Raw genomic sequence first — 20,908 nt, forward strand, 5'->3', positions numbered from 1 at the left:
GAACATAAAGATTCCGAGAAAGTATAATATATAACGTTTCCAATCTAGATTCTCAAAAAACTCTCTTTTGGGATTTTTAAAATCTGGTATTTTTATCAGCATAAGCATCAATGTCATAAAAACAGCGACCAGCAAACATTTAATTATTCTTTTTTTATCGAAATTCATTTACATTTTTTTTAACAAAGGACTTTGTCTGTATCTTTCTTCCTGATATTCTTCGTAAAGGTTTTGAAGGGTTTCGGAAATTGTTGAATATCCGATTTCTTTTCCCCAGTTCAATAAACCTTTCGGATAGTTTACTCCTTTCTGCATTGCCAATTCGATATCTTCGTCATTCGCAACGCCTAATCTTTTTGCTTCAACAGCTTCATTGATGAGCATTGAGATAATTCTTAAAAATATCTGTTGGTATAATGCATCGTCTTTTTGAGCCACAGCGTTTTCTGCTCCTTCATTATAATCGTAGAAACCTTTACCTGTTTTTCTTCCATGAAGCTTAGCTTCCGACATACGTTGCTGTAATAAAGATGGTTTGTATTTCGGATCGTAGAAATAATCTTTATAAACGGTTGTAGTTACTGCGAAATTCACATCCACTCCAATTAAGTCCATCAATTCGAATGGTCCCATTTTGAAGTTTCCAAGCGTTCTCATAGCTTCGTCAACTTGTTCCGGTGTGGCAATATTTTCTTCAACAATTCTTAATCCTTCCCCATAATAAGGACGGGCAATTCTGTTGACGATAAATCCGGGAATATCTTTTGCTATCACAGGCATTTTACCCCAATCTTTCATGAGGTTGTACATTTTTTCCGCCAGTGATTGTTCTGTTAATAAAGATGGAATAACCTCTACTAAAGGCATTAACGGAGCGGGATTAAAGAAATGAATCCCAATGAAACGCTCCGGTTTCTTTAATTCCGCCCCTAAAGAAGTGATGGAAATAGATGATGTATTGGAGCCTATGATACAGTCTTCTGAAACATAGTTTTCAAGCTCTGTGAAGACTTTGGTTTTAATTTCTTTGTTTTCAATGATCGCTTCAATAACGAGATCTGAATCTTTTAAACCTTGAAGATTTTCAGCCTTGCTGATATTATTCCTGATCTCTGTGGCTTTTTCCCGGGAAATTTTAGCTTTTTCAACCAGTTTCTGAAGGGTTTTCTCTAATCCTGAAAGCGCTTTATCAATTTGTGGTGCCTGTGCATCGTATACAACTACTTTACATCCTGCCGTTGCAGCCACCTGAGCAATTCCAATGCCCATAGTTCCTGCACCAATAATTCCAATATTATTCATGTTTGTACAATGTAAAATGTACAATGTAAAAAGTATTTTAAGTGTATGATGTACATTTTACTTTCTACATTGTACAAATCTTTTATTTTCCTTTATAATTAGGTTTTCTTTTTTGCAAAAAGGCATTTACACCTTCTATAAAATCCTCTGTTTCAGAAGCTTCCTGTTGTAAATCTGCTTCCAGTTCCAGTTGCTGGCTCAGGGTATTATCATATGAGTGAGCGAAGGCTTTTTTAGTCAGCTTAAAAGCAGCTGTAGGCATATTTGATAATTTCTCTAAGATCTCCATGGATTTAGGCATGAATTCTTCTTCACTGAAAACTTCTGCTACCAATCCATAAGATTTGGATTCTTCAGCAGATAATTTTTTACCGGTGAATGCAAGATAAGTCGCTAACTGTCTTCCTAAAAGTTTTGGTAAGAAATACGTTCCTCCCGTATCCGGAATCAATCCAATATTTGAAAATGCCTGAGAAAAATAAGCTTTATCATTGGCTAAAGCAAAATCGCAGATCAATGCTAACATTGCACCTGCTCCTACTGCAGGGCCATTAACTAAAGCCACAACAGGTTTTTTAGAATGGGCAATTTCGGTCACTAGCGGGTTGTAGTAATCTTCAACGATCTTGCGAACGATATATTTATCATGATGTTCGTTACCTTGAACGAAAGCGTCATCTAAGTTTTGTCCGGAACAGAATGCCCTTCCTCTTCCTGAAATTGCCACGCATCTTACTGTTGGGTCTTCATTGCAGTCTTTGATAAAATCTTTTAGATCCGATAAAGACGGCTTTGTAAGCGCATTCATGGTTTGCGGTTGATTCAGGTAGGCAATTTTGAGTTTTCCGTCAAAATGCGTTTCAATATCGAGTTGTGTATACATAGTTTAGAATTTAAAAATTAAATGATTAAGGAATTAAAAGATTAGACTCCTCTAATTTACCAATATTAAATCATGTGGCAATACTTCATTTTAATGACATTTAAAATAGTCAAAGGGTTCCAGACAGTCTAAACATTGATACGAAGCCTTGCATAATGTAGACCCGAATCTGCTGATCTGTTTGGTGTGCATGGAACCGCAACGGGGACATTTTTTAGGTTTTCCTATATGATGTTCGTCTGCTCCCTTTTCAGGAGGGGTAATTCCATATACACGGAGTTTTTCTCTCGCTTCATCCGTTAACCAGTCTGTTGTCCAGATCGGGAACATTTTGGTTACCACTTTCGCATCCCAACCATTCTCTTTCATGATCTTTATGATGTCCTCTTCAATAGTAAACATAGCAGGACAGGCTGAATAAGTTGGCGTAATCGTTACTTCACAAGAATTCTCGCCGGTAACTTTTGCGTCTCTTACAATGCCTAATTCCACGATGTTGATTACCGGAATTTCCGGATCAGGAACTAATTCTAATATTTCTAAAGGATCTTTCAATATTTTTAAGTCTAACAATTTAACAATGTATCAATGTACCAATAAGTTGCTTCGACAAGCTCAGCATGACAGTGTGATTGTTACGCTGTTAAACTGATACATCGTTACATTTAGAATTTTTACCACGTGCATCCCGGATAAGCTCTCTGCATATACTGAAGCTCACAAAGAATATATCCGAAGTATTCTGTATGATACCCCGTTCTTGATTTTGGCTGCATGAAGTGATCCTTCAGATATTCCAATCCGAAATCCTGAAAGTCTTTTTCTGTGATGGCAACAAACTGCTGATATAATTCATCAACATTTGGAGCTATATTTAAAGCGATCAGATCATCTTCTCCTTCCACTTTCGCGAATAGACCTTTTGTATATTCCCAGATATTATCAATGGCTTTTACCAAACGTCCACGGCTTTCTTCCGTTCCCTGTGCGAAAATCTTCATCCAGGAAGAGGCATGGGTATAATGATATTTCACTTCTTTCAAAGATTTTTGAGCAATTGCAGATAGTTCTTCGTCCGCAGAGTTTGATAAGGCTTCATACATCAACTTCTGATATACTGCAAGAACATATACTTTAAGAATCGTTTGCGCATAATCTTCATTAGGCAATTCTACCCAATGTGCATTCACATATTCATGTTCGTATCTTAAGAAAGCCAAATCATCTTCACTTTTACCATTATCGGCAACCCTTGAGGCATACACATAAAAATTATTGGCCTGCCCGAGTTCGTCCAAAGCGATATTGGTCAATGCAATATCTTCCTCTAAATAAGGGCCTTCACCACACCATTCAGACAGTCTTTGCCCCATGATGAAGCTATCATCGGCAAGCTTTAATAAATAATTGAATAATGCGCTCATATTACATGTTTTTTACATCATTAGGAATCTCATAGAAAGTAGGGTGCCGATATAATTTATCATCCGCAGGATCGAAAAACGCATCCTGTTCCATTCCTTCCGAGCTCACAATATATTTACTTGGAACTACCCAAACGCAGGTTCCTTCTTTTCTTCTGGTATACACGTCTCTTGCATTCTGTAATGCCATTTCCGCTGTTGGTGCCTGAACTGTTCCGGCGTGTTTGTGAGATAATCCCGGTTTAGTCTGAATAAACACTTCCCACATATCTAAATTTGCCATAGTCAAATTTTAATTTAACAATGTATCAATCTAACAGTCTATCAATTTGAGATTCTTTGCTTTGCACAGAATAACATTAGGATTGTTACATTTTTACATTGGTATATTGTTACATTATTATATTACTTCTTTTTGTTGTTTGTTAGCAAAAGCAGCAGCCGCCTCTTTCACCCAAAGGTTTTCCTGCTGCGCTTTTACTTTTGTCTGTAATCTTTTCTTGTTGCAAGGCCCGTTTCCTTTTAAGATTTCCATAAATTCATCCCAAGGAAGTTCCCCGAAATCGTAATGTCCTCTTTCTTCGTTCCACTTCAGGTCTTTATCCGGAATGGTTAACCCTAAGAATTCAGCCTGAGGAACAGTAACATCAATGAATCTCTGACGAAGACTATCGTTACTTTCTCTTTTCACTCTGTAATTCATGGAAATTTTAGAGTTTGGCGAACTGTCATCATTGGGACCAAACATCATCAAAGCCGGCCACCAGAAACGGTTTAATGCCGCCTGAGCCATTTCTTTCTGCTGTTTTGTACCACGGCAAAGTGCCATTAAAATCTCATACCCTTGTCTTTGGTGGAAAGATTCTTCTTTACAGATTCTTACCATCGCTCTTGAATAAGGACCATAAGAATTCCCCATCAGCATTACCTGGTTCATAATAGCAGCTCCATCTACCAGCCAGCCGATCGCCCCTATATCCGCCCAGCTTAATGTAGGATAATTGAAAATACTTGAATATTTTGCTTTTCCTGAAAGCATATCATCGTAAGTAGCATCTCTGTCTGCTCTGATGGTTCCGTTTCCTAAGGTTTCAGTAGCTGCATAAAGGTATAATCCGTGTCCTGCTTCATCCTGAACTTTAGCTAAAAGAGCCATTTTTCTTCTTAAAGAAGGTGCTCTGGAAATCCAGTTGGCTTCCGGCAACATTCCTACGATTTCGGAATGCGCGTGCTGTGAAATCTGGCGAACCAATAGCTTCCTGTAATCATCAGGCATAATATCTTTTGGTTCTACCTTATTTTCTTCGTGAACGTATTGAACAAATTTTTCTAAGTCCATCTTTTAAAATTTGAGAATTTGAGAATTTGAGGATGTGTTAATTAATTTTCAAATCAGCACATTTTCAAATTATCTCATTGTATTAAACATCATAATTAAGCATCACCACATTCGTTGTCGGGTGACATTGACACGTCAGAACGTAACCTCTGGCTACTTCTTCTTCGGTAAGCGCAAAGTTTTTCTCCATGAAAACTTCTCCTTCTAAAACTTCCGCCTTACACGTACAACAAACTCCTCCTTTACATGCAAAAGGAACAGGAAGATTGTCTTTCAATGCTTTATCTAAGATACTTTCTTTTTTAGAATTCAAGTGGAACGAGTATTCATCATCATCAATGATCACCGTCACCATACTTTCAATATTGGCAATTGCCTTGAATTCTTCACTCATTTCCTCAGAATTTTCTTCATCCGGAGCAGTGAAGTATTCATATAAAACCTGGATCGCAGGTACTTTTTTGTCTTTCTTTAAATAATCTGCGATGCCTTTGATCATTTCCGCAGGTCCACAGATAAAATAGGTGGATTCCGGAACATTGATTTCAGGATACTTTTCAAATAACTGTTCTAATTTTTCAGCCGAGATTCTGCCTTCAAATACAGGATCTTCATGTTTTTCACGGCTTACCAGATAGATTACTTTTAATCTTCCGTTAAAATGTTCCACTAATCTGTCGATTTCAGCCTTCTTCATTACATGATTCATGCTTCTGTTGCTGTAAAACAAATAAGCGTTACTGTTAGGTTCCTGATAAAGGCTTTCTTTAATATTGGAAAGGATCGGACTGATACCGCTTCCCGCAGCTAAACCTACATAAGTTTTCGTGTTGGTTGGATGGTAAGTCGTGTTGAAACTTCCCATTGGGGGCATTACTTCAAGAACCTCATCCATGTGAAGATGTTCATTGAAATACCCCGAAACTTTTCCGCCTTCCAAAAGCTTTACCAATACTTCCAGTGTATTGCTTTTTTCACTTGGTGCATTGCAGATAGAATAAGAACGGCGTTCTTCAATCCCATCGATCATTAATTTGAAATTAAGATACTGCCCCTGCTTGAACCTGAATTTATCCTTCAGTTCTTCAGGGATTTCTACCGCTACATTTACTGCGTCGTTGGTATCTTTCTGAACCTTTACAGTTTTTAGCTTATAAAATGAATTCATTATTTTTTGAGTATTCTGTTAATTTTTCCACCTTCGCACTTAGGCAGGCTGTCCTGAGCATGAACTCTTACTTTCGTAGTGATCCCTACTCTTTTTTTTATTTCGTTTTCTATATTTTTTCCAAAGCTTCCTACAAAATTAAGATAATCGTCGGTATTTATCTCAAGTTGTCGGGCTTTTACCAGTTCATCATTAATTTCCACATCAACATCCAATGCTACACACATCTGTTCTTTTTCAACCGGTGTTAAATAATAATTCGGAACTACTCCTTCCACATAGGAAAATGCATCTTCAATCTGGCTTGGATATACATTAACTCCTCTTACGATCAGCATATCATCGGCCCTTCCAACAATAGGTTTCATTTTCACCATTGTTCTTTTGGCATTCTGATCATAGTAAAGACTTGTAATATCATTCGTCCAGTAGCGCAAAAGCGGCATTGCTTTTTTCGTTAAAGTAGTAATCACCAGCACACCTTCCTCCCCGAAAGGAACCGGCTGTTTAGTTACCGGATCTAAAATTTCCGGATAAAAGTGATCTTCCCAGATATAAGCTCCGCCTTTCTCCTCAAAATCTTCCATGGAAACTCCCGGACCGATAATTTCACTTAATCCGTAGATATTGGTGGCATGAACTCCCAGTTTTTCTTCAATATGCCCCCTTATAATTTCTGTCCAGGGTTCTGAACCTAAAACAGCATATTGCAAACTGACTTCCTCCGCCGTAATTCCTTTTTTAGCAAATTCATCCGCAATGGTCAAAGCATAAGACGGAGAACAGCAGATCACCTCAGGTTTGAAATCTAAAATTAAATCTACTTGCCTCGCCGTCATTCCTCCTGAAATCGGAAGAACGCTCATTCCTAATTTTTCAGCTCCATAATGCAAACCAAGACCACCCGTAAAAATTCCGTATCCGTAAGCATTGTGCAACTGCATTCCCGGTTTTGCCCCTGCTGCATTTAATGATCTCGCCACTACTTCACTGAAAAGGTCTACATCTTCTTTGGTATATCCAACAACTGTAGGCTTTCCGGTGGTACCACTCGAACAATGAATTCTTTGCAGTTCGTTTTTCGGAACGGTAAACAACCCGAACGGATAATGATCTCTTAAATCCTGTTTATACGTGATAGGAAGTTTTGTGATATCTTCAATTGTCCTTATATCCTGAGATGATATTCCCAATTCATTCAACTTCCCTCTATAAAACCCTGATCTCTCCTCAAGATATCCGACCAACTTTGCCAATCTCTCAGACTGAAGCTGTCTCAACTGGTCGAGCTTTAAATATTCAATTGAAAAATCCATAAAACTAACTAACATTTGTTAGGTGTAAATTTAAAAAGAATTTCTTTCTCTGCAAAATTTTTATGATATTCATCAGGTTTTATGATTTTCCTATGAGCCCAAAAAGAATTTTATCCCTGATTTCCTCAGTGATTTCAAAGGATTCACTATTTCTTTTGAACCAGAAATAAGAGTTGTTCAGTGTATGAAGAATAAACCGGGTAGTAAAAACCGGTGATTTCAGCTCCCAATTCTGAGACTGATAGATTTCCGAGATCAATTGTTCTACTTCCAATTGATATTTTTTTCTTAGCTCAACAAATTCAGGAAGCCTTTCTTCCAGATGCTTCCATTCATTGGAGTAAATATGCGTAACATCCGGGTTTTTAAGAACAACAGATAAATGTTTATCAATAAACAAATTCAGCTTTTCTTTTGGGTGGATTTCTGTATTTTTTACTGTCTGAAGCTCAATAAAGAAATCCTGTGCAATACCAAAACAGATCCATTCCAGAATCTCTTCTTTAGAACGGATGTGCGCATATAAGGAAGCAGCTTTAATATTCAGTTTTGTAGCTAGATCTCTTACAGAACTTCCTACATAACCTTTCTCTTTGAAAAGTTCAATTGCTACCTCAAGTATTTTCTTTTGTTTTTCTTTCAGCTCCATTTGATACCTGCAAAAATAACTATTCTAATTCAAATTGTTGTTTTTTTAAGGGCAAAAGGTAGAAAAGAAAACCTAGACTTTTCCCGTGTTGATTTTTATTTATGACTGTTATTCCGAAATTTCCCAGTACTTTTTAAAGAATCGGAAATTTTGTCAAGTTAATTTTACGTTAAAAATACAATATTCGGAAATTTTGTCCTATATTTTTGTAAATTTAATAATTGAACAGTTTTTGTGATAAGCTACTCGATTAAATGATAATAATTGATAGGCGTTAAGAGACTAAGCCTGAAAATTTAGTTTCTTAATGTTTTTAGAAAATTAAACAGTGAACTCATCAACATTATTATAATATGAACTTAAATCAATATACCGTAAAATCACAGGAAGCCATCCAGGCAGCACAACAGGTTGCCATGGAGTTCGGCAATCAAAGTATTGAACCTCAACATATACTTGAAGGGATCTTTCAGGTAGATGAAAATATTTCGCCTTTCTTATTGAAAAAGTCTGAAGCAGACGCTAACCTGGTAAGAGAGCGCAACCGTGAAAATTTAGAAAAGCTTCCGAAAGTACAGGGAGGAAACATTTATCTTTCACAATCCGCGAACAAAGTTTTGCTGGATGCTCCTAATATTGCCAAAAAAATGGGCGATGAATATGTTACGATTGAACATTTATGGCTGTCTCTTCTTGATACGAACTCAGAAGTTTCCAAGATGCTGAAAGATATGGGGGTAACCAAAAGTCTTCTGGAAGGAGGAATTAAAGAATTAAGAAAAGGAAGCAAAGCTACTTCTGCAAGTTCGGAAGAGACTTATCAATCCTTAAATAAATATGCTAAAAATTTCAATGAATTAGCAGCAGAAGGAAAGCTTGATCCCGTTATCGGAAGAGATGAAGAGATCAGGAGGGTTTTGCAGATTCTTTCGAGAAGAACAAAAAACAATCCTATCCTTATTGGAGAACCCGGTGTAGGTAAAACTGCTATTGCAGAAGGAATTGCCCACAGAATCATCAGTGGTGACGTTCCTGAAAACTTAATGGATAAGACGTTATATTCATTAGACATGGGAGCTTTGATCGCCGGTGCCAAATATAAAGGAGAGTTTGAAGAACGCTTGAAATCCGTGGTGAATGAAGTTATAAAATCTGACGGACAGATCATTCTTTTCATCGATGAAATCCACACTCTTGTCGGAGCAGGAGGTGGTGAAGGCGCCATGGATGCAGCCAACATTTTGAAACCCGCTTTGGCAAGAGGAGAATTAAGAGCAATCGGAGCTACGACACTGAATGAATATCAAAAGTATTTTGAAAAAGATAAAGCGTTGGAAAGACGTTTTCAGAAAGTAATAGTGGAAGAGCCGGATACAGAATCTGCAATTTCTATTCTCCGTGGGATCAAAGATAAATATGAGGCTCACCATAAAGTAAGGATTAAAGATGAAGCGATCATTGCTGCGGTAGAAATGTCTCAAAGATATATTTCAGACAGGTTTTTACCGGATAAAGCGATCGACCTTATTGATGAAGCTTCCGCTAAGCTGAGAATGGAGATCAATTCAAAGCCTGAAGAGCTGGATGTTTTAGACAGAAAACTGATGCAGCTGGAAATTGAGCTGGCTGCCATTTCAAGAGAAGGCAATCAAACGAAGATCGATCATCTGAAAGAAGACATTGCAAAGATTTCTGAACAGAGAAATGAAATCAATGCCAAATGGCTGAAAGAAAAACAGAAATCTGAGGATTTAACCCAGATTAAAAAAGAAATCGAATCTTTGAAACTGGAAGCAGAAAGGGCTTCACGAGCAGGAGATTATGCTAAAGTTGCGGAGATTCAATATGGAAAGCTTCGTGAAAAAGAAGAAGAGCTTAAGAAGGTAGAGCTTGAAATGCAAAACCATCAGAATGAGCTGATCAAGGAAGAAGTGACTGCTGAAAATATTTCAGAAGTTATTGCCAAATGGACTGGAATTCCTGTTACCAAGCTTTTACAGTCGGAAAGAGAAAAATTATTACATCTTGAACAGGAGCTTCACCACAGAGTTGTGGGACAAGACGAAGCGATACAAGCCGTTGCAGATGCAATCAGAAGAAACAGAGCCGGTTTGAGTGATGAGAAAAAACCTATCGGGTCATTCCTTTTCCTGGGAACAACCGGAGTTGGTAAAACCGAGCTGGCAAAAGCTTTAGCAGAGTTTTTATTTGATGATGAAAACAATATGACGAGAATTGATATGAGTGAATATCAGGAGCGTCATTCGGTTTCGAGATTAGTGGGAGCTCCTCCGGGGTATGTAGGCTATGATGAAGGAGGGCAATTAACGGAAGCTGTAAGGAGAAGACCTTATTCTGTAGTATTATTGGATGAAATCGAAAAAGCTCATCCTGATGTCTTCAATACCTTATTACAGGTTTTGGATGACGGCCGTTTAACTGACAATAAAGGCAGGGTTGTGAATTTCAAAAACTCAATTATCATCATGACGTCAAATTTAGGCTCACATCTTATCCAGGAGAATTTTGAGAATATTACCGATGAAAATCAGGATGAAATTGTAGATAAAACAAAAGATGAAGTTTTCGATTTATTGAAACAAACTTTACGTCCGGAGTTTTTAAACAGGATTGATGAAGTGGTATTGTTCCAGCCTCTGAGAAAAAAAGAAATCGGGAAAATTGTTCAGTATCAGTTGAGAGGCTTCAATGATATGCTGGCAAAACGAAACATTATCATGACAGCAACCCAGGATGCTGTGGATTACCTGATGAATAGAGGGTATGACCCAGCCTTCGGAGCAAGGCCTTTAAAGAGAGTAATCCAACAGGAGGTTTTAAATAAATTATCGAGAGAGATTCTTGCAGGAAATGTAAATGATGGAGACAGAATCACTTTAGATTATTTCGAAGAAACAGGTTTGGTCTTCAGACCTGCTGAAAAATAAGTAATTTTTTTCATATATATTATTTTTGTAAGTAAGTGCCTCAGACAAAATCTGAGACACTTATTTTTTTAAAATGATTAATTTATTTCTATAAAATAAAAAATTACATAAAATCATTAAAAAAGCAAAATCAATGCATTTAACATAATAAAAAACGTTAAATGTTAAAAAAATATACAACAAAACATTATTTTTATATATTAGCACCTCAAACCAAAATTACGTTTTATGAAAAAATTGTTCTTTGGAGCTTTACTGGCTCTTGTTATTTCATGTAATAATGAAAACGAAACAAATTCTCCCCAAAATTCTATTGCTGAACAATCTGATGCAACCGCAAACAAAGGTGCTTTTTGCGGATCAGACATTGTAAGACAAAAGCTCTTATCTGAAGATCCTGCGGCAATGCAGCGTATGCTTCAGTTAGAAAGCAGAACCGCTGATTTTATTGAACAGAAAAAACTAGGCAGAGTTTTAGCTGACGGAAGTGTTGAAATTCCTGTCATTTTTAATGTTCTTTACACTAACTCCACCAACAATGTTTCGGATGCGAGAGTTAATTCTCAGATTGATGTCCTTAATAAGGCATTCGCATCTACTCATGCCGATGTTTCAAGCATCCCAACAGAGTTCCAACCTGTAAATGCCGGTGATACAAAAATAAAATTCAGGCTGGTACAGATCAACAGAAAATCAACAACGAAATCAAGATGGGCTCCGGATGACAAAATGAAAAAGGCTTCTACGGGTGGTGTTGATGCTACCGATCCAACCAAATATTTAAATATCTGGGTTGTTGACTACATGCCTTACCAATCAGGATATGTTTTAGGATACGCTACTTTCCCTGAATCTTCAGGACTTTGGAATGACGGTGTAGTAATGATGGATGAATATGTAGGAGAAGGAGGTCCTATTGCTACCCACAACAAAGGAAGAGTTACCGTACACGAAGTAGGGCACTACCTAAACCTAAGACACATCTGGGGTGATGCGAATTGTGGAAACGATTTTGTGGATGATACTCCTCAACAGATTACTCTACACAGAGGAGTTCCTACTTATCCTAAATATGAATCTTGCGGTGGTGTATCCCGTTCTGTAATGTTCATGAATTATATGGATTATTCCGATGAAACCACTCTATTCATGTTCACACAAAAACAAAACGACAGAATGCAGGCTACAGTTTCTGCTTCAGGACCTAGAGCAGGTTTAAGAATTTTATAACTCCCTAAAATATAAGTAATAAATTGTCCCCGATAACCGGGGACTTTTTTATTGCCGTCTGTCAATCCGTAAAATCACGGATAATAAACAGGAAAAAGCACATGTCGTATTACGTAAAATTTTCACGAACTTTGCGATAAGAAACATTATTATAAAAGCTAACATTATGAAAACAAAACTAACCTTAGAAAGTGGAACATTAGATCCAATCATTAGCCTTAGCACAATACCAGCAACACTTATTCAAACCCTGGTAGATAACTATCGTAATTCCCAGCTTGCCGCAATCAACACCAGCCTTAATATGAATGACGCACATTCTATATGGTTTAATCTGGCAACATTAAAGAAATTTATTGCTGATATTGAATCTGAAACTCAAAAAGTAAATCCTGATGTTTCAGAGAATGATCTTGGAATCCGATTTTATTATGCCGCTTATCCTTCAGCAGAAAACTGGGATCAGATGGAAAATCAGCCTATTGGACAGGATTATGCAGGAAAACATACCTTAGTATTAGTTCCTACTTTGAAAAAAGCTAACGAAGAAGGAGAATTTTTAGATTATGATTTTAATCCTTTAAGTTCAAACACCTATCAAAAAATAAATACTGCTTTGACGTTAACTTTAGAATCTGATGATACTCCGCTATCTGACGACGATACTTTAGCACAAAACCACGGACAACTTATTCCACCTTCATCAACAGTTGTACAAATGTATTAATCTATATAAAAATTAATGGACCTAAGTAATTTTCAACTCTTCTTAAGCAATAGCGGTCTTTTTTTTGAAGGCGTTGCCGCAATCATAGCCCTACTATACTACGGAAGTGTAAAAGGACAATTCTGGAAGTATTTTGCATTTTATTTAGTCATTATATTTTTATGTGAAATTTTAGGAAAATGGGGAGTAAACTGGATTACATTTTCAGATCCGGTTATTGAAAAACTTAAAAAAGCCATCTATTATAATTATTTTGTAATCCCGCTTCAGTTTATATTTTTTTATTGGCTGTATGGAGCAAAATCACTGAAAAACAATCGATTGTTTTGGGTCTTTTCATTATTATATGTGCTCTCATTTATTCCCAACGAGCTTTATTTTAAAGAAAGTAAGATAGTATCTTCATTTAATTATACTTTCGGATGCCTTCTCCTGATGATCATGGTGATCATGGAATATTACAAACAAATTAATTCCGAAGATATTATCAGTTTTCAAAAGAATAAAATGTTTTATATCAATTTGGGAGTTACCCTGTTTTACATCGGCACGCTTCCTTTTTTTACATTTTATTTACTTTTGTATAAAGAGAATCGTGAAATCTGGGATATCTATTACAGCTACTATCAGATCTCCCTTATTCTCATGTATATCCTTTTCTCAATTTCATTCATATGGGGAAAACAGAACTCTTAATAACAGTTATCCTGTTCAACATATTTTTTGTGTTGTTTGTGGCTGCCGTCATTGTATATATCAGAAAATATAAACAGCGGAAAAGAGAATATCTGAATGAAATTCAACTGAAAAACGAAGCCCACCAAAGAGAGCTTCTCGCTACACAGCTGGAAATTCAGCAAGCTACCATGCAGCAGATCGGACGTGAGCTTCACGACAATATCGGCCAAAAATTAACTCTCGTAAGCCTGTATACCCAGCAATTATTGCATGAGAACAAAGTTCCACAGGTCAGCGAGACCATTGAACAAGTTTCCCAGATCATCAATCAATCGCTTCATGATTTAAGAAGCCTTTCAAAAACTTTAACGGATGACAATATAAACCAAAAGGAAATCGTAACTTTAATTCAGGAAGAAGTAGATAAAACCAACGCTTTTAAAAGATGCAAAGTAAGCTTTGAGCATAACTTTCAGCAGTTGGATCTGGGATTTGTTCACAAGAACGTACTTCTCAGAATTACCCAGGAGTTTATTCAGAACAGTATGAAACATGCCCGCTGTAAGAATATCTCCATCAATTTGAACACCTCTGAAGAATCTCTTTGGGAATTAAAGATACATGATGACGGAGTAGGATTCGACAGATCTAAAATCACATCCAACGGGATCGGCCTGACCAATATGAAGAACAGGGCTGAAATCATCGGAGCCAATTTCAGTCTGGATAGTCAGAAAAATATGGGAACCACACTCAATATCATTTTAAAAAGACAGCCATGAAAAAAACAATAGTCATTGTTGACGACCATGTACTCATAGCAAAGGCTTTAGAGGGTATTATTGATAATTTTAAAGATTTTGAAGTCATTTATGTCTGTGAGAACGGAAAAGACCTTATTCAGAAATTTGAAAACAACAGTAAAATTCCGGATATTATTCTTTTAGATATAAGCATGCCGATTATGGATGGTTTCGAAACCGTTCTCTGGCTTAAAGAACACTACCCTAACATTAAGGTAATGGCACTAAGCATGCAAGGTGATGACAAAAGCGTCATTAAGATGATCAAAAACGGAGCAAAAGGTTATCTATTAAAAAATACACATCCTAAAGAATTGGAAAACGCACTTACCAAACTCAACCTGGATGGCTTCTTTTATCCTGAATGGGCTTCGAAAATTATATTTTCCAACCTTAACAACGACAAAGAAAGTGAAAATGCCGTAAGAATTTCTGACCGCGAAAAAGAGTTTTTAAAATACACCGTAACAGAGCTTAGCTATAAGGAAATTGCAGACAAAATGTGCTGCAGTCCGAGAACTGTTGAAAGCTACAGGGATCAGCTTTGTGAAAAACTGGATTTAAAAACACGAGTAGGCCTGGCTGTTTTTGCTATTAAAAACGGATTCGCAAGCTAATTTTTTTATAACTTCAAATAAATCAACATAAAAAGTCCGGATAATCCGGGCTTTTTTATATTCTATCGATTAGATTAGAAACCGAAAATAACATTACAAATAATTCAAATAAAAGTGAAGTTAAATTTGGAAAAATTAACAAATCATCCAACAACATCAAAATATATAAAATAATAAAACAATTCCATTACACAGAATATTATTATACAAAACACAAATATTTATAAAATAAATTAAACAATGCATAATATTTTTAAAAGATCAATGATAAATTAATAAAAAAAGTCATAAAACATATTGCATAGTAATTCCAAATAATATAAATTCACAATCTGAAAATTTTTACAAAATAACAGTCTATGAAAAAATTATTATTTGGAGCTCTAATGTTAGGCTTCATGTCTGCTTGTAATAGCGACAACGTTACCAACCCAAGTGAAAATCCGGCAAATCAGGAAGCTACTTCAGGCGATATAGCTGCAAGAGGATGCGCTTCTGAAGATATCCGTAAAGAAGCTTTAAAGAATAGTGCCGAATTAAGACAAAAATTCGCTAACCTTGAAGCCAACACGGAAAAATTTGCTAATGAGATTAAGCTTGGAAAAGTTTTGGCGGACGGAACTGTTGAAATTCCTGTTGTAGTAAACGTATTATACAGAACTTCGACTGAAAATGTTTCTGATGCAAGAATTGCTGAACAGATTGATGTATTAAATGCTGACTTTACTGCAACTAACAGTGATATTAATAAAATTCCGTCAGAATTCCAGACAGTAGCTGCCGGAGATACTAAAATTAAATTCAGATTAGTAAACACAGTAAGAAAATCGACTACAAAAAGCAGCTGGTCTACCAATGATGACATGAAAAAGGCTACCAAAGGTGGAATTGATGCTACTAATCCTACCAATTATCTTAACTTATGGGTAGTAGGTAAAATGACAAGCCAGGGAAGAACAATCCTTGGATATGCTACCTTCCCTGAATCTTCAGGATTATGGAATGACGGTGTTGTAATTGCTGCTCCATTCTTTGGAAAAACAGGAGCTTCTTCTCCTTTCAACTTAGGAAGAACAGCAACTCACGAAGTAGGACACTATTTAAATCTTAGACATATCTGGGGGGATGCAACTTGTGGAAACGACCAGGTTACAGATACTCCTACACAAACTACGGCAAATTACGGAAAGCCGACTTATCCATTGTATAACACTTGTAGCGGGGTTCAGAGATCTGTAATGTTCATGAATTATATGGACTACGTAGATGATGCGGCAATGTTCATGTTCTCCGGAGGACAAAAAACAAGAATGCAGTCTGTGGTAGCTTCTTCAGGAGCAAGAGCAGGATTAAGAGTACTTTAATATTGATAATATTCATATATAAAAAGAAGCCGGGATAAATCCCGGCTTCTTTTGTACGGGTACGTTTAAAATGTTTTCAAATTATCACCAGGTGTGTAATCCATAAAAATCCCACCATCCAAACCAACAGATTTTACTTTCTTTTTGACAGGAATAGCTAAACTCGATTGTTTTTGATCTTTTTCCCATAATGCCGGTGAAAAATGTAATTTTTCAACAGCTCCGTCACCATAAGTAATAATAGCATCAAAAGGAATGGCAAACCCACCTGCATTATCAATGTTTACGGTAAGCAGTTCATTTTCCTGAGAAACCGTTTTAATTTTTAAATCTATATAATTATTTGTATAGAACCAATTATTCCAGAACCAATTCAGATTCTTCCCGGAGCCGGTATTCATTGAATAGAAATAATCCCATGGGACAGGATGTTTCCCGTTCCAATTATTCATATAATGATGTAATGCTTTTTTGAATAAGTCATCGCCCAGGTAATCTTTCAAAGCTAAATAAGACAATGATGCCTTTACATAAGAATTATTCCCGTATCCTGCTCCACTCACCTGTGTACTCATGGTAATAATAGGCTGATCCTGCTCGGCAGAAGGATCATTGATCCATCTTTTCACCCTGAAATTCTGATAGAATTTTTTGGCAGCATCTTCTCCGTTTTCATCGATCCCGATTAAATATTCTAACGTCGTAGCCCAACCTTCATCCATAAAAGCATAACGCGTTTCATTAATTCCCATATAAAAAGGGAAATAAGTATGGGCAATTTCATGATCAGCCGTTAACCTTGCATCCTGAAAATCATCAGGAATACTGGTATCGTTGATCATCATGGGATATTCCATATCTGCATATCCCTGAATGGCGGTCATTACATTATAAGGATATTCAACACCGGGCCAGTTTTTCGAAAACCAATCCAGGTTATAGCGCATCCAGTCAACATAATGCTCAAAATCTTTTGCCCCGGCTTTATACCCTGCCTGAACACTTGCTCGTTTTGTTTTCAGTTGAACACTTGCGGCATCCCAGACATAATGGTTGCTTAATGCAAAACAAAAATCAGTGAGGTGACTGGCTTTAAATCTCCACACATTCCATTTATTCTGTTTGGTTACTTTTCCGGATTTCATTTCCTGTTCATTAGCAATATGAATTACCTTATCGCTTTTTAAAGAAGCTTTGTATCTTTTTAGATATTCAGGTTGAAGTACGGCATCAGGGTTCAGAAAATCACCCGTTGCCCAAACCACATAATTTCTTGGAGCAATAATGGTAAAATTATAGTCATTGAAATCATTATAAAATTCCTGTCTGTCTGAGTGTGGAAGCATGTCCCAGCCATTATAGTCATCATATACGGAAACTCTCGGGAAAGAGTAGGCCACATAGAAAGTTTCAGGATCAATTTGCCCCTCTCTTCCACTTTGAACAGATAAAGGATATTCCCATTCTATTTTAATCTCAGCCTTCGATTTCGATTTTATCGCACTATTTAATTTTATTTTTTCTACAGTTCCCCAATCGTCGTTATTAACACCATATTTTTGCCCTCCTATAATCAAAGATTTAATATGTAATCCAGATGACAGAAAATCTTTAGATACAAAGCCCGACCTTGGTGATTGTGGCTTATGTAAATTATTCACGAATCTTATGGCAAGTTCATTCAAATCACCGGGACTGTTATTGCTGTAAGTAATGGTTTCTTTTCCTGATACCATTTTAGTATTGGCATCCACTTTTACCTCAACAGTATAAATTCCCTTATTCTGCCAATAGTGTTTTCCCGGGGCTCCGGAAATATCACGGGTTCCGTTCTCGTATGCTTTTTTAATATTTCTTGGTATATACAATTCCTGTGTGGAAAATTGACACGATGCCAGTAATAGTAAACCCAAAACCAACCTTCTCATTGTAACAGTTTTTTAAATGATAACGAATCTAATAAAAAAGCAACAAAAAAAGGCAATAAAATTATTGCCTTTTTACAGTAAACATTTTATTTTTCTTAAAACTGCAAATCCACCAATACAGGGAAATGATCTGAAGGATAGAGCAAATTTTCCCTGCGGTCATTAATGTGCCTGTGAGACTTGATGGCAAACCCTTTTACGAAAATATAATCAATCCTGTCTTTTGGAACTTCATTTACGTTAAATGCAGTAAAAGTCCCTACAGGACCGTAATGTTTGGTTTTCGAGTGGTAAAAGCTGTCTTCCAAATTTTGGGATAGCGTTTTAATTGGAACAGTATCTTCTGTCAGATTAAAATCCCCGCTTACAACCACCGGTAGATTTTTGGAATTCAATTCTTTAATTTTTTTCAGGATTAATTCTGAAGATTTTTCTCTGGCAACATTTCCGATATGGTCAAAATGAAGGTTCATCGCAAGAAACTCTTTTTTAGATTTTTTATCTTTAAAAATTGCGTACGTACAAATTCTGTTTAAAGCAGCATCCCAACCTTTCGAAGGCTTCTCAGGGGTTTCGGAAAGCCAGAATGTCCCGGACTTCAATACCTGAAGTCTCTTCGTATCATAAAATAGAGCGGAAAATTCACCTTTTTCTTTACCGTCATCTCTCCCAACTCCTACGTAATCATAGTTTTTCAGTCCGGCCTTGATCTCTTTCATCTGTTCCGGGAGTGCCTCCTGGACTCCAAAATAATCCGGATGATAATAGCTAAGCAGATCTAAAACTTCCGGCTTTCTTTCCGTCCACGCATTTTCTTTATCCGATTCTATCTGAAGTCTGATATTGAAACTCATTACTTTAAGATCCTGTGAAAAGCCCAATGCAAAAACCATCAGGAGCACTAATGAAAATCTGAAATTCATAACCTATATTTTAATTAAAGACAAAAATAAAAACTTCTCCCATAGAGAGAAGCTTTTATGTTGTAGTTATTATGTTAAATTATTTTAATTTGATTTTTTAGCCTTAATCATAGCTTCCAGCGCATCCCACATTTCCTGAGGGATATCTTCAAGCATATTAAATTCTCCAGCTCCCTGAAGCCATTCTCCGCCATCAATAGTTACCACCTCTCCGTTCATATAAGCTGAATAATCGGACACCAGATAAGCCGCTAAGTTGGCCAGTTCCTGGTGCTCTCCTACTCTCCTCAACGGAACTTTTTTCCTCATATCGAATTTTTCCTGCAAATCTCCCGGAAGAAGCCTGTCCCAAGCTCCTTTTGTAGGGAAAGGTCCCGGAGCAATCGCGTTGAAACGTATTCCATATTTTGCCCATTCAACCGCCAAAGACCTGGTCATTGCCAAGACTCCCGCTTTTGCACATGCGGATGGAACCACATAAGCAGAGCCCGTCCATGAGTATGTAGTAACAATATTTAAAACCGTTCCCGGCGTTTTGGATGAAATCCAGTGTTTTCCTACGGAAAGTGTACAATTCTTCGTTCCTTTTAAAACAATATCCAGGATAGAATCAAACGCGGAATGCGTTAACCTTTCAGTTGGGGAAATAAAGTTTCCTGCTGCATTATTCAAAAGAATATCAATCTTTCCGAATTCTTTTAAGGTAGCGTCTTTCATAGCTTCCACCTCATCCCAGTTTCTTACATCACAAGCTACACAAAGCACTTTCCCTCCCGTTTCCTCTTCTAATTCTTTTGCGGTAACCTGTAATTTTTCAAGATTTCTGGAAGTGATAACCACTTTAGCGCCCAGTTGAAGAAAATATTTGGTCATGGCTTTTCCAAGGCCACTCCCTCCTCCTGTTACAATAGCTACTTTATCTTTCAGTGCATCTTCACGCAGCATGGGTTGTGTATATAGATTCATATATTTTAATTTTTCCTAAAAATAGTAAATATTAAAATGTAAAGTTTTAAAATACACTCATAAATAATGTAATAAATAGTTATTCTTCATAATTAAATAAGGATATCATCCTTCATAAATAAAAAAACAGCCTGATCATCATAATCAGACTGTTCTAATTGGCTTTAAAATATTAATTACGAAACCACTACTCCTTTAAAAGAAAGTGTTTTCGGGGTCTTGCTGTCACTTGTGGTAACGTTAACGGTTTTCATAAATGCACCCGGATTCGCTGCATTATAGCTCGCTTCTACAAATCCTTTTTTCCCCGGAAGGATTGGTGTTTTTGTATAATCTGCCGTTGTACATCCGCATGATGGTGCTACATTTTCTATAACAACAGGCTTAGAGCTTGTATTGGTAAATTCAAATCTTATTAATTTAGCTTTTCCCTGAGGAATATTTCCCACATCAATTGATTCTGATTTCCATTTGATGGCATCCGCAAGTAATTTTACAACAGGAGCACTATCCACAGGAAATACATTTGCATAAAACGGAGAGAATGCTAAGACTGCTAAAAGAGCTGTAATTTTTAATTTTTTCATGATATAAATTTTTAATAATAGTTAAACGTTCATTACATTTTGACATAGCAAATGTA

At 36.6% G+C, this 20,908-nt stretch carries 20 protein-coding genes; 7 read left to right on the plus strand and 13 right to left on the minus strand.

Annotated features, from left to right (window positions below):
• Positions 1-168: 168 nt before the first annotated feature.
• The 9 genes from BCF58_RS12180 to BCF58_RS12220 form a co-directional block, all read right to left on the minus strand.
• Entirely contained in the window at positions 169-1,302 is a 1,134-nt protein-coding gene (locus tag BCF58_RS12180; protein ID WP_121462110.1) for a 3-hydroxyacyl-CoA dehydrogenase NAD-binding domain-containing protein, read from the minus strand.
• A gap of 82 nt (positions 1,303-1,384) precedes the next feature.
• Positions 1,385-2,185: an enoyl-CoA hydratase/isomerase family protein gene (locus tag BCF58_RS12185; protein WP_121462111.1), complete on the minus strand. Its 801-nt coding sequence runs from the start codon at positions 2,183-2,185 to the stop codon at positions 1,385-1,387.
• Positions 2,186-2,275: 90 nt separating this feature from the next.
• Positions 2,276-2,740 carry a 1,2-phenylacetyl-CoA epoxidase subunit PaaD gene (gene paaD, locus BCF58_RS12190; RefSeq protein ID WP_185144843.1) on the minus strand — a complete coding sequence of 155 codons (465 nt, stop codon included), beginning with the start codon at positions 2,738-2,740 and terminating at the stop codon, positions 2,276-2,278.
• Positions 2,741-2,859: 119 nt separating this feature from the next.
• Entirely contained in the window at positions 2,860-3,609 is a 750-nt protein-coding gene (gene paaC, locus BCF58_RS12195) for a 1,2-phenylacetyl-CoA epoxidase subunit PaaC (RefSeq protein WP_121462112.1), read from the minus strand.
• 1 nt (position 3,610) lies between these two features.
• Positions 3,611-3,892 carry a 1,2-phenylacetyl-CoA epoxidase subunit PaaB gene (gene paaB, locus BCF58_RS12200; protein ID WP_121462113.1) on the minus strand — a complete coding sequence of 94 codons (282 nt, stop codon included), beginning with the start codon at positions 3,890-3,892 and terminating at the stop codon, positions 3,611-3,613.
• A gap of 117 nt (positions 3,893-4,009) precedes the next feature.
• Positions 4,010-4,948 (minus strand): 1,2-phenylacetyl-CoA epoxidase subunit PaaA, encoded by a 939-nt coding sequence (gene paaA / locus BCF58_RS12205; RefSeq protein WP_121462114.1) that lies wholly within the window; start codon positions 4,946-4,948, stop codon positions 4,010-4,012.
• Between the two features lie 82 nt (positions 4,949-5,030).
• Positions 5,031-6,116 carry a 2Fe-2S iron-sulfur cluster-binding protein gene (locus BCF58_RS12210; RefSeq protein ID WP_121462115.1) on the minus strand — a complete coding sequence of 362 codons (1,086 nt, stop codon included), beginning with the start codon at positions 6,114-6,116 and terminating at the stop codon, positions 5,031-5,033.
• On the minus strand, positions 6,116-7,432 hold the full coding sequence (locus BCF58_RS12215; RefSeq protein ID WP_121462116.1) for a phenylacetate--CoA ligase family protein: 1,317 nt from the start codon (positions 7,430-7,432) through the stop codon (positions 6,116-6,118). The genes BCF58_RS12210 and BCF58_RS12215 overlap by 1 nt, the downstream gene beginning before the upstream one ends.
• Before the next feature lie 79 nt (positions 7,433-7,511).
• Positions 7,512-8,081, minus strand: coding sequence for a TetR/AcrR family transcriptional regulator (locus BCF58_RS12220; protein ID WP_121462117.1), 570 nt, complete (start codon positions 8,079-8,081; stop codon positions 7,512-7,514).
• A gap of 353 nt (positions 8,082-8,434) precedes the next feature.
• Between BCF58_RS12220 and clpB the strand changes: the two genes are divergently transcribed.
• From clpB to BCF58_RS12255, 7 genes are all read left to right on the plus strand, one after another.
• The gene (clpB, locus tag BCF58_RS12225; RefSeq protein WP_121462118.1) at positions 8,435-11,029 is read left to right on the plus strand and encodes an ATP-dependent chaperone ClpB; all 2,595 of its coding nucleotides are present in this window, start codon (positions 8,435-8,437) and stop codon (positions 11,027-11,029) included.
• Between the two features lie 228 nt (positions 11,030-11,257).
• On the plus strand, positions 11,258-12,259 hold the full coding sequence (locus tag BCF58_RS12230) for a zinc metalloprotease (protein ID WP_121462119.1): 1,002 nt from the start codon (positions 11,258-11,260) through the stop codon (positions 12,257-12,259).
• Between the two features lie 166 nt (positions 12,260-12,425).
• Complete coding sequence (locus tag BCF58_RS12235; protein WP_121462120.1) at positions 12,426-12,986, plus strand: hypothetical protein; 561 nt, start codon at positions 12,426-12,428, stop codon at positions 12,984-12,986.
• Positions 12,987-13,001: 15 nt separating this feature from the next.
• Positions 13,002-13,682, plus strand: coding sequence for a hypothetical protein (locus BCF58_RS12240; RefSeq protein ID WP_121462121.1), 681 nt, complete (start codon positions 13,002-13,004; stop codon positions 13,680-13,682).
• Positions 13,661-14,446 carry a sensor histidine kinase gene (locus tag BCF58_RS12245; protein ID WP_121462122.1) on the plus strand — a complete coding sequence of 262 codons (786 nt, stop codon included), beginning with the start codon at positions 13,661-13,663 and terminating at the stop codon, positions 14,444-14,446. The genes BCF58_RS12240 and BCF58_RS12245 overlap by 22 nt, the downstream gene beginning before the upstream one ends.
• Positions 14,443-15,084, plus strand: a complete 642-nt coding sequence (locus tag BCF58_RS12250; protein ID WP_121462123.1) for a response regulator transcription factor — start codon at positions 14,443-14,445, stop codon at positions 15,082-15,084. Before BCF58_RS12245 ends, BCF58_RS12250 begins: the two co-directional genes overlap by 4 nt.
• Positions 15,085-15,443: 359 nt before the next feature.
• On the plus strand, positions 15,444-16,448 hold the full coding sequence (locus BCF58_RS12255; RefSeq protein ID WP_121462124.1) for a zinc metalloprotease: 1,005 nt from the start codon (positions 15,444-15,446) through the stop codon (positions 16,446-16,448).
• 65 nt (positions 16,449-16,513) lie between these two features.
• On the opposite strand, the gene BCF58_RS12260 is transcribed toward BCF58_RS12255, so the two are convergent.
• From BCF58_RS12260 to BCF58_RS12275, 4 genes are all read right to left on the minus strand, one after another.
• A complete protein-coding gene (locus tag BCF58_RS12260) occupies positions 16,514-18,376 on the minus strand; it encodes a M1 family metallopeptidase (protein ID WP_121462125.1) in 1,863 nt (620 codons plus the stop codon).
• Between the two features lie 95 nt (positions 18,377-18,471).
• Positions 18,472-19,299 carry an endonuclease/exonuclease/phosphatase family protein gene (locus BCF58_RS12265; protein WP_121462126.1) on the minus strand — a complete coding sequence of 276 codons (828 nt, stop codon included), beginning with the start codon at positions 19,297-19,299 and terminating at the stop codon, positions 18,472-18,474.
• 84 nt (positions 19,300-19,383) lie between these two features.
• Positions 19,384-20,265, minus strand: a complete 882-nt coding sequence (locus BCF58_RS12270) for an SDR family oxidoreductase (RefSeq protein WP_121462127.1) — start codon at positions 20,263-20,265, stop codon at positions 19,384-19,386.
• Positions 20,266-20,441: 176 nt separating this feature from the next.
• On the minus strand, positions 20,442-20,852 hold the full coding sequence (locus tag BCF58_RS12275) for a DUF1573 domain-containing protein (protein WP_121462128.1): 411 nt from the start codon (positions 20,850-20,852) through the stop codon (positions 20,442-20,444).
• Between the last annotated feature and the right edge of the window lie 56 nt (positions 20,853-20,908).

This window comes from Chryseobacterium defluvii, from assembly GCF_003634775.1.
GTDB classification, from domain to species: Bacteria; Bacteroidota; Bacteroidia; order Flavobacteriales; family Weeksellaceae; genus Chryseobacterium; species Chryseobacterium defluvii.